The organism is Neorhizobium tomejilense (assembly GCF_964254135.1).
Classification (GTDB): Bacteria; Pseudomonadota; Alphaproteobacteria; order Rhizobiales; family Rhizobiaceae; genus Neorhizobium; species Neorhizobium tomejilense.
The window spans coordinates 191,488-203,443 of sequence record NZ_CAXUSO020000001.1 but is presented as its reverse complement, the minus strand read 5'-3'; the positions used below and the strand labels follow the sequence as shown (position 1 = coordinate 203,443).

General features: G+C 60.0%; 13 protein-coding genes. All 13 read right to left on the bottom strand.

What is annotated here, in order from left to right; translation table 11 throughout:
- Positions 1-2: 2 nt before the first annotated feature.
- The 13 genes from fliQ to ACSQ3G_RS00955 all read right to left on the bottom strand — a co-directional run bounded on the left by fliQ (position 3) and on the right by ACSQ3G_RS00955 (position 11,931).
- On the bottom strand, positions 3-269 hold the full coding sequence (gene fliQ / locus ACSQ3G_RS01015) for a flagellar biosynthesis protein FliQ (protein WP_037085216.1): 267 nt from the start codon (positions 267-269) through the stop codon (positions 3-5).
- Between the two features lie 52 nt (positions 270-321).
- Positions 322-762: a flagellar hook assembly protein FlgD gene (gene flgD / locus ACSQ3G_RS01010; protein ID WP_436108725.1), complete on the bottom strand. Its 441-nt coding sequence runs from the start codon at positions 760-762 to the stop codon at positions 322-324.
- A complete protein-coding gene (flbT, locus tag ACSQ3G_RS01005; RefSeq protein WP_037085211.1) occupies positions 753-1,202 on the bottom strand; it encodes a flagellar biosynthesis repressor FlbT in 450 nt (149 codons plus the stop codon). Before flbT ends, flgD begins: the two co-directional genes overlap by 10 nt.
- The gene (gene flaF, locus ACSQ3G_RS01000) at positions 1,199-1,546 is read right to left on the bottom strand and encodes a flagellar biosynthesis regulator FlaF (RefSeq protein WP_037085209.1); all 348 of its coding nucleotides are present in this window, start codon (positions 1,544-1,546) and stop codon (positions 1,199-1,201) included. The genes flbT and flaF overlap by 4 nt, the downstream gene beginning before the upstream one ends.
- A gap of 35 nt (positions 1,547-1,581) precedes the next feature.
- Entirely contained in the window at positions 1,582-2,685 is a 1,104-nt protein-coding gene (locus tag ACSQ3G_RS00995; RefSeq protein WP_436108724.1) for a flagellar hook-associated family protein, read from the bottom strand.
- Between the two features lie 2 nt (positions 2,686-2,687).
- Positions 2,688-4,157 carry a flagellar hook-associated protein FlgK gene (flgK, locus tag ACSQ3G_RS00990; RefSeq protein ID WP_436108723.1) on the bottom strand — a complete coding sequence of 490 codons (1,470 nt, stop codon included), beginning with the start codon at positions 4,155-4,157 and terminating at the stop codon, positions 2,688-2,690.
- A 45-nt stretch (positions 4,158-4,202) separates the two neighbouring features.
- A complete protein-coding gene (locus tag ACSQ3G_RS00985) occupies positions 4,203-5,525 on the bottom strand; it encodes a flagellar hook protein FlgE (protein WP_436108722.1) in 1,323 nt (440 codons plus the stop codon).
- Positions 5,526-5,632: 107 nt separating this feature from the next.
- A complete protein-coding gene (gene rem / locus ACSQ3G_RS00980) occupies positions 5,633-6,304 on the bottom strand; it encodes a transcriptional activator Rem (RefSeq protein WP_038539784.1) in 672 nt (223 codons plus the stop codon).
- Positions 6,305-6,584: 280 nt separating this feature from the next.
- Entirely contained in the window at positions 6,585-7,082 is a 498-nt protein-coding gene (locus ACSQ3G_RS00975) for a transglycosylase SLT domain-containing protein (protein WP_105404099.1), read from the bottom strand.
- Positions 7,083-7,230: 148 nt separating this feature from the next.
- Entirely contained in the window at positions 7,231-8,694 is a 1,464-nt protein-coding gene (gene fliK / locus ACSQ3G_RS00970; RefSeq protein WP_436108721.1) for a flagellar hook-length control protein FliK, read from the bottom strand.
- Complete coding sequence (gene motC, locus ACSQ3G_RS00965; protein WP_436108720.1) at positions 8,691-9,962, bottom strand: chemotaxis protein MotC; 1,272 nt, start codon at positions 9,960-9,962, stop codon at positions 8,691-8,693. The genes fliK and motC overlap by 4 nt, the downstream gene beginning before the upstream one ends.
- Before the next feature lie 2 nt (positions 9,963-9,964).
- Positions 9,965-11,293: a MotB family protein gene (locus ACSQ3G_RS00960; RefSeq protein ID WP_436108719.1), complete on the bottom strand. Its 1,329-nt coding sequence runs from the start codon at positions 11,291-11,293 to the stop codon at positions 9,965-9,967.
- On the bottom strand, positions 11,290-11,931 hold the full coding sequence (locus ACSQ3G_RS00955; RefSeq protein WP_436108718.1) for a hypothetical protein: 642 nt from the start codon (positions 11,929-11,931) through the stop codon (positions 11,290-11,292). Before ACSQ3G_RS00955 ends, ACSQ3G_RS00960 begins: the two co-directional genes overlap by 4 nt.
- Positions 11,932-11,956 lie beyond the last annotated feature (25 nt).

Sequence of the window (11,956 nt, the reverse complement as noted above, 5' to 3'; positions counted from 1 at the left end):
GGTCAGAACCCCGATTGCACCCGCGAAAATACCAGATTGGCGAAAAGATTGATCTGGCCGCCGATAAACGGCGCGGTAATGCCGATCGTGATCATGATGGCGACGATTTTCGGCACGAAAGTCAGCGTCATCTCCTGGATCTGCGTCAGAGCCTGGAGAAACGCGATCAGGACGCCCACGACCATCGCCACAAGGACCGCGGGACCGGAGGCGATCAAGATCGTCCAGATCGCCGCCTGCATGATATCAAGGGCATCGGCTTCATTCATTGCGCCGGCTCCGTCTGCTTAATGTTTCGGCATCATGCCGCGTCGTCTGGTCTCAGGTCGCCGGAGGCGTCGTTGGCGGCTGATTCGAAAGAATGATGCCGGGCTGTATGAGGACCTTATCACCCTTCTCGGTGATCGCCACCAGACCGTCGGAGTAGATTTCCACCTGTTTGATGATACCAGTCGTTTTGTCGTCGGCGCTGGTGACGTACTTGCCGATCATATCGGCTGCCTGCGAGAACGAATTCGCCTGGATGAGCGACTGCAGGTTCGAGTTCATCTTCACGGACTGCTCGACCTGCGAGAAGGTGGCGAGCTGGGCAATCTGCTCGCTCGCGTCCATCGGATCGGTCGGATCCTGATACTTCATCTGAGCGATGAGGAGCTGCAGGAAGTTGTCGTAGTTCAGGCCTGCCGCCGACTGGTCGGACGAGGGTGTCTTGTTATTGCCGGAGGCATAAGGGTTGTTGTTGTTGATCGGGTCTACCGCCACGGTGCTATCTCCTTGCGAATCCGCTCGACGGTTGCCGGCGCGAGTTCCCGATTGTTGAGGATACGGTCTTCGATGGGGTAGAGCGCGCGGATTGCCTTCAGAGCGTCGAAGGCCCGGCCAGATGCAACCATGCCGTCGATGCGCTTGAGTTCCGCCAGCATCTCATCGTCGGTAAAGCAGGTCAGCAGCATTGCTACCGACTTGCGGAACAATGTCGTCGACTGTTCCTTGCCGTCCGGGTTGATGAGCATCATCTGGGCGATAAAGTAGAGCTGCCGAAGCGGCGTCGTCGCATCTTCCGGCTGAAGAACATGGTTCTCCAGAAGGAACGTGACGTCATTGAGAAATTCCAGCGCGACCTTGCGATCAACGCGCAGAACCGCGCCGTTGATAAATATCCGCTCGCCGGATTTCAAAGAGATGCGAAGCGTACTTTTCATTTAAGTCCATCCCTGATGATGGTGGTCACATCGATAATGCCCTGGAAATTCGTCGATTCGCGGTTTCTGATCTTTTCGCATTCCTTCAGTATCCAGATTGCGATCGAGATCAGATCCGCACGAAGTTCATTGGCCAACTCGTTATCCGGATGCTTCAGATCCTCGACAAAACGGATCCAGACACGCCGGGTGTAGAACAAAGCCTCAACCGTGGTGCGCGTATAGTTCTTCTCATCGCGAGCCGCGATCAGAAGATCGATAGAACGATCCAGGGCCTGCCGCTCGCGATCCTTGGCGTTGGCAACGCCGTCCTCCATGATCTCGGCATATGAAAATTGGTACATTCATGTATCCTTCGTCACGAGCCTTCCTTTATTCATCAAAGGAAGTTGGCCAGGCTCAGCTGCTGTATCTTTGCCGTTACTGTATATGCAGTTTCGAGGAGCGTCTTCATCGTGTTGAGACGGGTTGCCGCCTCTTCCGGGTTGACGTTCTCCATGCTTCCAAGGCTGGTCGTCAGAATGTCTTTCTGCGCCTGCAACCTTTCCTCAGCCTTGGAGACACGTTCGGTATAGATCCCGATCGACGTGCGCTGCTGGTTGATGCTGCCCTCGCTGTTCATCGCCTTGTTGATGACGCTCGTGGTGCGATCGGTAACGGCCGCGCGGGCACCCTGGTCCATCCCGGCCTGCAGGTATTCCATCGAGATGATCGATGCGAAAGCGAAGTTGCGCATGCCCTGGCTGTTGGCATTGGTCGAGCTTTCGACCACTTCCGTCGGGCTGATGCGGCTCTTCATGTTCTCGTCGCTGGCATTCGAGAAGTAGGTCTTCCAGAAGTCCTGGCCAGCGACCGCCGCCGGATGCGGCGGGTTCGCCAGCGGCGAGGAACCGTTGAACTTGCTTTCCAGTCTATCCAGGAAGCCGTTCATCTGGGCCTGCGTCATCTGCTCCTTGCTCGGAATGGCATTGTCCGAAAGGTACTGAGTGAGTTCGGCGGCGACCGCAGCCTTGGCCGGCGATGCCGGCGCGAAATAATCCTCCATCGGCTTCACGTCTGAATTGATGCCGGAGAAGATATACTCGCCCTGGACGGCGGTGTTGGCGAAATTCGTGAATGCGTCCAGCGCGTCGGACATGGCCAGGCGCGCGGTCGAGAGGCTCGTTTCGTCGGCCGAGCCTCGGAGCGCCAGAATCGCGCCCTGAATCTTCAAGCCCTGCTCGTTCATGCTCTTGAGCGAAAGCTCAGCGGTTTCGAGACGCTGTGTCGCGAGCGCGGCCGTGGTCAGAAGCGAGTCGGTGCGGGTGATGTCGCGGGAAAGATCGAGAGCCCGCGAGGTGTTGGCGCCAAGCGCGACGCCAAGATCGGCGTGCTTCTGGCTCACGGCCTCCTGGTTCGCCTTCACCATCTCGCGCTGAACGTTCGAGATGGAGTTTCGCATCGTGGTCTGGATCGACAATGTGGAAATGAAAGAGGTCTTCATGATCAGCTCGCAATATCCAAAAGGGCCTTCATCATATCATCGACCGTCGACATGAGTTTGGCGCCGGCCTTGTAGGACTGCTCGATATCGAGAAGCAGGGACAGTTCCTCGTCGAGGCTGACGCCCGTGTTGCTGGAAAACGCCTCAAGACTGCGCGACAGCATGGCCGTCTTCGTCTCGTCTGCGGCGGTCGCTGTGCTGCGAAGCTGCTCGAGCCAGCCCATGGAATCGGCGGCAAAGGAGAGGACGTCCGGCGCATCGGCGATTTCCGTGTCCGTATCGAAAGCCATCGGGCCGGTCAGGTTCTGGTTGTACTTGTCGAGGAGGTCCGCATAGCTGCTGCCGCTCGTGTTGACGATGTAGGGCACGCCGTTGATGCCGCCGTCGCGCACCTTGTCAGGCGTGCCTGCCGGAGGAACGACCACCGGATTGACGAAGATCTTGGAGGCGAGGCCCGGAACGATCGTCCCGGCGGGGGGAATGGCCGTCTGCTGTACGCCTGCGGCATCCTTGTATGTAAAGAGGCCGGTCATCGGGAGCAGTGCGCCGGTCGGTCCGGTTTCCGCAAACGAGGTGATCAGACCGCGGGCGATTTCGTCGAGCTGGCTCTGGAAGGTCGGTGCGATCTTGTCGCGGATCTGCATATGCGCCTGGAGCGAGCCCTTGGCGGTGGTGTTGCCCGAATCCCCGGCCTTGAGCGCCACGCCGTCGATATAGACGCCGTTGCCGCTCGTCGATGCGTCGAAGGCTGCAGTCTGCTGGAATGTTACCTTGCGCGGTACCGCCTCGAACAGCGTCGTGCCGTCCGTGGTGTAGAGCACCATGTCGTTGCCGCCGCGGGTATAGGACGTGACCCCGACGATTTCTGAGATCTTCTTGACGAGGCCGTCGCGCTCATCGAGAGAGTCGTTCGGATCCGCGCCGCTGGAGACCGCGTTCTTGACCTGGTTGTTGACGGTCTCGAACTTCGCAAGCAGCGCATTCAGATCGGTGACGTTCTGCTTGATCTGATCGTCCGCATCCTTGCGGATCTGCTGAAGCTTGTCGGAGGCGATATTCAGGCCGGCCGCAACGTCCCGGGCGCTTGAGATGAAGGCGATGCCGATGCCGGTATCGTTCGCCTTTCCGGCGAAGGCATCGAGGCTGTTGCGGAAGGCGGCAATCAGCTTGGCGGGGGAGAGCTCGTTGTCGTTCCCCCCCATCAGGTTCTTGATTTCCTGCAGGCCGTCCAGCACCGTCCGCTGGCCGCTGGCGATCGACGAACTTGCGATCGTCTGGCGCAGCAGCGGCTCGCTGAAGGATCGTGTAATGTCGCCGATAATGGCCCCGTTGCCGCCGGTCACGACCATTGCGGATCGGCGGGTGTAATCGGGGTTCTGTGCATTAGCGATGTTCTTCGCCGATACAGCCGACTGCGTGCCGGAGTTGGTGAAGATCGACTGTGCCGTAGACAATGCTGATGCGAGCGACATTTTTTACTAACCTCTTGAGACTTATTCTCTCGATCGTCGGTCCGATTATCTCTTCAGATTGATCAGGACGTCCATCAGGTCGGAACCGGTCTGGAAGACCTTGGAGTTCGCGGTGTAGACACGCTGCGATTCGATCATTTCCGTCAGTTCGCTGGCGATATCGACGTTGGAGCTTTCAAGCGCGCCAGAGTAGATCTGGCCGAAGGCGCCAGCCTGCGGGAAGCCGATGGTGACGACGCCCGAGTCGTTGGTTGGCAGGTAGACGTTGCCGTTCTGCGGAAGCAGATTATCGATGCTCGGGACCGTTGCGAGGGCAACCTGGTAGATCGGACGACGACCGCCATCCTGATAGACTGCCGTGACCAGGCCGTCGCCACCGATTTCGACGTCGGTGATCGGGCTCGGCGCATTGCCGTCGATGATGCCCTTGCCCGGGGTAAAGGCGGTCGCGAACTGCGTCATATCCGAGAGGTCGATGGTAATGGTCTGCGCGGGTGTCGCGCCATCGGTGGGGTCGGTGACGGTAAGTTGCTTGTCCGAGCCCGTTATCGGAGGGCCTGCACTGTAGGGGCCGGCTGCCAGCTTATTGGTGTTGGGATCAAACCTCAGCGTTACTGTCGAGGTGATGGCGCTGGCCGGGGTGGCAAGAGCCCCGATGTAGGGGAAGCCGCCATTGGTGGCCTGATCCTGACGATAGACAGTGACTTCCCATTCGTTGGCGGCAGTCTTGGTGTAATAGAAGTCGTAAAGAACTTTCGCGCCGGCATGATCGTAAGCCGTCAGCGAGCTCTTGTTGGTGATGACGCTGCCGGCAACGTTGTCGCTTGGCTTGCTGCCAGCGGGAACGATAGCCGCTCCCTTGTCCAGGTTGGCCGGAAAGCTGCCCGCGGTCGACGGCGAGGACACCATGCCGAAGTCGTTGATGTTGATTTCTTCGAGACCGTTGAAGCCGTTGACGACCGCAGCCGGCGGGTTCGCGCCGTAGGGATAACCCATCAGGTTGAAACCGGCGGTGTTCTTGAGGAAGCCCGTTGCGTCTTTCACGAAGGCACCGGCGCGGGTCAGGTAAGGTGTACCGTTCGGATCGCTAACGATGAAGAAGCCTTCACCCTGGATGGCAAGGTCGGTCGACGACGTAGTGTACTGGATGCCGCCCTGGTCTGCGATGCTGTAGCGGACGTTGGTTTCGACACCGCCGGATGAATACGACCCTTGAGTCGAGGGCAGAACCAGCGTGGAGAACGCCGTGGAAGAACGCTTGTAACCGACGGTGCTCGAATTCGCGATGTTATCGCCGACGGTACCGAGACGGTTTGCCTGAGCGTTCATGCCCGAGACGGCCGTTTTCATCGTGCCGAAAATACTCATAGGAAAATCTCCTTTTTGTCTGATGGAGAGAGTAAGTGGCGGGCCTTGCGTGAAGCTGTCTGCTTACGGTTCCCGCCGAAAATTTGCGGCAAGGCCCTGTTAAGAAATCAGCTCCAGTCGATGCAATAACCAAGGAAACGCTTGGAATCGACCGGATCGAAGCCGAGCTTCTTGCGCAGCTTCTTGCGCAGCTTGCTGATATGGCTTTCGACGACGTTCTCTTCGACTTCCTCGTCGAAGATGCCGTAGATGGCGTTGAAGATCTGGGTCTTGGAAACGCGACGACCGCGATTGGAGACCAGGTATTCGAGGATGCGGCGCTCGCGGCGCGGCAACGCAAAGACGTCGCCGTCGATTTCCGGATCGCGACCGTCGGAGAATACCCGGATCGAACCGATATCGGTGAAATTCGAGATCGCCTTCAGCCGGCGACGGATCGCAGCGGCACGCGCCAGGATCTCGCGGGGATGGATGGGCTTGCGCACCACGTCGTCCACGCCGCTGTCGAAGAAGGCGAGGGTCGCCTCCAGGGATGGCTGATCGCTGACTGCGATCACCGGTGCCATGGACCGGTCCCGGATGGCCCGCGGCAGTTCGAGCGTACGCTCGCCCTGGCCGATCAGGAAGGCTTCAACCGCGGCAATATCCGAGTCAGCCGCCGTACTCACCCATTCGCCAAATTCTTTTGGATCGAACCCCTGGGAAGGAATTCCTTCACGTCCAAAAAGAGATGTGTAACCGTCTTTCACGAGCTCACGCTCATCAACCACTACGATCATTCGTCCGCCTCCGAATCACTTGTGGTGCTTCAATATGTCTATGGGTACGAATCGGCGGAATCCGAGACAAGCTGTGTGAAGTTAACCAAACAAATTAATAGTTGATTAATAACTGCACCGCGATTTGCACTAGATGTAGTGGGTGCACCAAATTCTGACACAAATTTCCGGTGGAAAAATTAACGCATCGTAAAAGAAGGCTTGCATGGCCATTTTTGCCATAAATGCAAGTCGCTGCAATTTTGCGATTCTTTATTTCAGCGATTCAACTAGTGATTGTCTAGCTGGCGCAGAACCGGGAAGCGTTGGAAGTCCACTCTCCGTAGCCTGTGGCGACGAGATTGCTGATCACCCGGCAGACATATTGCTTCTGGGCGGGATTGTTATTCGGTCCGGCATGGTATCGTGCCACGGCCATCGTCCAGGTCTCGTGTTTATCGTGCAGGTTCCGGAGGAACTTTGCGGCGTATTCCACATTGCGTTTCGGGTCGAACATCTCTTCCGGCGAGGAGAAATTTTCACCGTGGAAATGGTGATTGATCTGCATGCAGCCGATATCGATGAGCTTCCTGCCCTGCCGTTTGGCGTCGTAAAAGGTCGTCATCGCCGCCTGCTGCGAGGGAGGGAAATAAGCCTTTCCCTCGACATTCATGGCATAGGCGCTGAGGCTGCCCTTGCGGCCCGTCTCGGTGAGACCGACCGAATAAAGGATGCCTTCCGGTACGCCGTATCTCGCCGCAGCAGCCTGTATTTCCCGCTCGCAGACGCCGGAACTCAAAGGCGCACTGGCCTTCGGTGCGTTGTATGCGAGCGCTCTGACAGGCGTGCGCGGTGTCGCTGGAGCCCTGCTGGGAGGCGTGGCGGGCGCAGCAGTGCCCTGCTGCGCTCCCCAACCTCCGGAACTGAAGAGCGATCCGGCTTCGGCGTCAGAGGTAGAGCTGACCAGGACGAGCGCCACCAGGAGCGGTACCAGCCACATTGTCCGATGCCGCGTCATTTGCGTTCCTCGTTCCCTGATCTGCTCCCTGGCGCTCGCCATTCTGCTGCTGGCCGCGGCCGGCAGCCTGGCCCTGACGCCCGCCCTCGGCCATGGCTTGCTGGCCGCTCTGGCCGGGTTGCCCCTGCTGGTTGCCGGTACCGTCGGAATCCGCCGTCGGCGCGATGCTGATGGTCACCTGCTCGACTGCGAAGCCCTGGGCACGCAGCGCATCCAGGATGCCGCCGCTGTCTTCGCTGAGCTGGCGATAGGCCGCTCGGGTCTCGACGGTCAGATGAACATTGAGTTCTTCGCCGTGAAGCCGCAGCGTGGCCGTCACCGCACCGAGGTCGTGTGGGTTCAACTGCAGCTTCAGCGTATTCACCACCGTGCCGGTGCTGCTCTGGGCCGCTGCGTTCGAAAGCGCCGAACTCGGGCTCATGGCGCCTGCCCAATCGGCATCCCCCGACAGCATCGCCGTGAGATTGGCGCCGTTCGAATTCGGCGCGAGCCCGAGGAAGCGGCGTGCGTCGAGCACGGTGATGTTTTCGGCGGCGCCGCCCGACGGCGATCTGAATTCCGCCGTGCTGCGCTCGCCCCGGCCACCGACGGCCATATCGACATGCTGGTCGGTACGCGCGTTGCTGAAACGGAAGACACGCGTGCCAGGGGCACTCCGGTCCGCATCCACCGGCGTCGAAAGCGGGTCCGCTTCCGCGCCGCCGGCGCCTGCGTGCTTGGCATCCTTCAGGTCGAGGGCATCGACCTCGCGCCCTTCGTCATCCTCACCCTTGGTCCGCTTGTTCTGCTGCCCGGGTGCATTCTTCGATACCATCGCATTGATAGCGCCGGTCGCCTCACCGTTCGTCAAAAGCGACAGCATGTCTGTGATCTTGGCATCGTCTGCGACCAGCATGGAGACGTCGAGATCCTCGCCGCCCTCCGTCTCGGTCTCCGCGTCCTTCTCGGATCTGACGGCGCGCTTGCCCTGAACCTCGTCCGACTTCCGCGCGACGGCTTTCGCGGCCTCGAGGGCCTCGCGAAGCTTCCTTTCGGCGGGGGTCATCTGCTTTTCTTTGAACTCGTTCACCGACGCCTGCTTCACGGCGCCGGCGGAATCTTCCGTCTCCTCGACCGGGCGGCGGAGGGATTGCGGTTTGATGTCGATGATCGGCTTTGGCTTGCCCTGTTTCACGTCGCCAGCCATGCGTTCTTCCGCAGAAGACGCGCGGGCGTCCTCATCCGGCGCGTCGTCGGCATTAGCCGAAGCCGCATCGCGGTCAAAACCGGAAAGAGCGTCGGAGAAGCCGCCAGCTGAACCGTCGGCACCTTTGCGACCGGCAACGCCCTGCTTCGTGGCCGAAGCCGCGTCGGCTGCGCCAGTCTTACCACCACCAAGAATGTCAGTAATCATTTGGAAGCGTTCTCCTCCTTCAGCATTTCGTCGATAGCACTCAATTTCGAACGACCGCTATCGACGAATGTCTGGAAGGCCGGATCGAATTTGGCAGCGGTGCCGGCCATCGGACGTTCCGTGGCGGAGGCAGGCCCAGCGATCTCATTCCTGGGCAACGCGACTGGAGATTTCGCGTCTTCTGTATTGGTCACTTTGATAGCTTTATCTTGTGCGAGGCTGTCGACCGTAGGCCGGCTAACGACTTGCTCCGCCACCACTTTTGCGGCCTGCCGCAAAGCCCTGTCGCGCGGCGAAAGTGTTTCCTCGGGAACGTCGGTTATCGCCTGAATGGCCTGCCCGATGTCCTTCGTCGGGATATTGGCAAATCCGCCGTAAAGCTTCGCGAGCGCCTCGGGCGTCGGAGTTTTGGCAAGCGCTTCGGCCTTTGCGGAGGCGAGACGCGCGAGATCGTTCTTGCCGGCGATCGCAGCCGAACGCGCGATGCGCAGGAAAATCTCACGGCGCCGGTCGGCGTCCATGAATTCCAGCGCTCCGTCGATATCGTCCTCGGTGATCTCACCGAAATGGCCAACAGCCAACTGTACGAAGAAATCCGCAAACTGGCTGGCGTAGGGCGAATGGATGAAACGCCGCGCGTATTTCCGCGAATAGGAGAGCGCCGGCGCCACCATATTGGCATCGACGGTGATCGCCACCGATCGACGCAGCGCGGCTTCCTCGATGATCGTGCCAGGCGCCGTCAAGCGTGCCCAGTCATAAAAAACCAAGGCGCCCTTCGGATCCTTGGCGACCAAAACGTTTCCGCTGACGAGCGAAAGGTAGGGACCGATCTTCTCGTCCCGGTATTCCTTGGCCATTTCGCTGAGGCTTTTTTCGATCAAAGTTCCGCGGCCGCCGAGGTATTTTCTCAGCCCGTCGGCAACACGGTTATCGAAATTGCCGGCGACATCGCGCGAGGCGAGAAATTCGAGCGTTGCGGGATTGCCGCCGCTCATGGCGTAGATCAGCGCCGCGTCGACATTGCGCGGATCTTCGAAGATGGACGGGGGCGCCGTCCGCAGGCGCTGATCGATCGTCCCCAGCATGAAGCGCTGCATTTCCGCCGCCGAATGATCGCCGAGCACGACGGAATCCTGCACGAATTGCAGGGACCGAAGCATCGCATAGGGCGCAAGGTCCGTACGATCCTGAGCCGATGCCGCAGGCGCGAATGCGACCCCGAAAACGAGGCCGACCGCAACCAAGGACTTTATGCCCACAGCCATCACTATCCCTCGTCCGCCTCGAGCAGGATTTCGATACGCCGGTTTGCGGCTGCGAGAGGATCGTCCGCCACCTGGAGACGCCTGTCGGCAAAGCCGGAAACCTGCTTGATGCGATCTTCCGCCAGGCCGCCATGCACCAGCATGTAGTAGGCGCTGTGAGCACGGGACATGGAAAGGCGCCAGTTGTCGTTCTCGGTACCCTTGAACTGACGGCCGTCCGTATGTCCGCGCAGGACGATGCTGCCCTTTCGATCCTTGAGGATCTGGCCGATCTTCTCCATCGCCAGCACCATTTCGCGGCGCGGCACGGCCGAACCGATGTTGAACATCGGATCATCCGCCTGGTCGGAGATCGACACCAGCAGACCGCCTTCGGCAGGCGTCACGACGAGACCTTCCGCGAGCTTGCCGGCGATACCGGAAATCTGCTGCTGGATTTCCTTCTTCAGCTCTTCCGCAGCCTTCAGTTCGGCCTGCTCTTCCGCTTTCGCACCGTCTTCCGGCTTTTGTCCGTTGAGGTTGGCAGGCTTCGTCGCCTGCGCATCCGAGGCCGTCTGCGGTCTATCCATCTGCGTCGGGTCGGGACGCGGGATGGGGATGGGAATGGCAACAGCCATCTGGGTCTGCTGCAGTTGCGTGTTGGCTTCCGTGGATTGCGGCGCCTGCTGGTATTGCGGCGCCTGCCCCATCTGGGCGAGCGGATCGTCGCTCGCCGTGGTCCTCACAGCCTGCTCTGGCCCTTCGGCGCGCGACATTTGCATCTGCCTGGTCCAGAAGTCCGGATCGAAGGGGTCGCGGTAGGCCTGGCCGCCGTCGGCACCGGTCGCGGGGCCGGAATCGCTGGCACCGCCCTCGCCCTTGGCGCTGACATTCGCCTGCTGGCCCACTTGCTGAGCGATCTCGGCAAGAACGGAATAGGGGTTTTCGAAGAAATCCGCCTCGGAGTAATTGGGTTCGTCACCTGACGTCGAGGTCATGTCCTCGCCGGTCGCCGCCGCAGAGCCCTGAACGTTGCCCTCCGCCTTGACCTTCGACTTCTCGCCGTTTTCCTGGCCCTCGGCCGCATCAACCGGCTTTTCCAACCCCTTCGAGGCCGGGGTCTCGTCGGAAAGCTTGATCGGGTTGAAATAACTCGCCATCGAGGCTTTCGTCTCCTCGTTGGCGGCGTTGACCAGCCACATGACGAGGAAGAACGCCATCATCGCGGTCATGAAGTCGGCATAGGCGATCTTCCAGGCGCCGCCATGGACGCCGTCGTCGTGTGCGCCGCCATGTCGCTTGACGATGACGACCTCGTTCTTGCCGTGGTGATGGTTTTCGCCTTCGCTCATCCCAATACCTTCTTCAGACTCGCCAGCCATGCGGACATCCGGGTCACAAGGGCGCTCTCGCCGATGTCGACCGCAATATCCAGGTCAGGCGCTTCGATGTGGCGCAGGAGTGGGGTGGGCTCTCCAAGCGCAGTTTTCAGTTTTTCGAACAGATGCAGCGGGCCCCGGACGGTCAAGGTCCCAACGTCGCCCTCGAGTATTGCGCTGCGGATGATATCCGCCATGTCGGAAATCGCCTTGGCGACGAGCGCTTCGTCGAGAAGAGGCGACAGGATTCTTGCCGTCTGATCGCTGACCGCCTGGGCCGTCAATCCGGCAATGCCCTCAAGTCCGGTCGCGATCATCGCAGCCGCTTCGGTTTCATATTTTTCGCGCAGCGCCGCGATCTCTTCCGCATGCGCGGTCAGAAGCGCCTGCCGCTCGTCATCAAAACGCTGTTGAAGCTCCCCGGACGCCGCGTCATGGCCTTTCGCATAGGCTTCAGCGCGTTCGGCTTCGATATCGACAGGCTCCTCGACAACAGTGGGAAATGCCGGATCGTCTTCGAAGCCATCGCCGAAACCATCGGCCAGCAAGGGCAGTGGTGGGGCCTGCGGCTCGCTGAAATCCTTCAGGTAGCGGGCGAGCGAAGCAGTCATCGAGCGTCCCCCTGCCCTGCCGTCG

Bases quoted from the DNA above. Each gene is read 5' to 3' on its own strand.
- ACSQ3G_RS00985 (WP_436108722.1), bottom strand. From the start codon at position 5,525: ATGAGTATTTTCGGCACGATGAAAACGGCCGTCTCGGGCATGAACGCT.
- ACSQ3G_RS00960 (WP_436108719.1), bottom strand. From the start codon at position 11,293: ATGAGCGAAGGCGAAAACCATCACCACGGCAAGAACGAGGTCGTCATC.
- flbT (WP_037085211.1), bottom strand. From the start codon at position 1,202: ATGAAAAGTACGCTTCGCATCTCTTTGAAATCCGGCGAGCGGATATTT.
- ACSQ3G_RS00995 (WP_436108724.1), bottom strand. From the start codon at position 2,685: ATGAAGACCTCTTTCATTTCCACATTGTCGATCCAGACCACGATGCGA.
- flgK (WP_436108723.1), bottom strand. From the start codon at position 4,157: ATGTCGCTCGCATCAGCATTGTCTACGGCACAGTCGATCTTCACCAAC.
- flaF (WP_037085209.1), bottom strand. From the start codon at position 1,546: ATGTACCAATTTTCATATGCCGAGATCATGGAGGACGGCGTTGCCAAC.
- rem (WP_038539784.1), bottom strand. From the start codon at position 6,304: ATGATCGTAGTGGTTGATGAGCGTGAGCTCGTGAAAGACGGTTACACA.
- fliK (WP_436108721.1), bottom strand. From the start codon at position 8,694: ATGATTACTGACATTCTTGGTGGTGGTAAGACTGGCGCAGCCGACGCG.
- fliQ (WP_037085216.1), bottom strand. From the start codon at position 269: ATGAATGAAGCCGATGCCCTTGATATCATGCAGGCGGCGATCTGGACG.
- ACSQ3G_RS00955 (WP_436108718.1), bottom strand. From the start codon at position 11,931: ATGACTGCTTCGCTCGCCCGCTACCTGAAGGATTTCAGCGAGCCGCAG.
- motC (WP_436108720.1), bottom strand. From the start codon at position 9,962: ATGGCTGTGGGCATAAAGTCCTTGGTTGCGGTCGGCCTCGTTTTCGGG.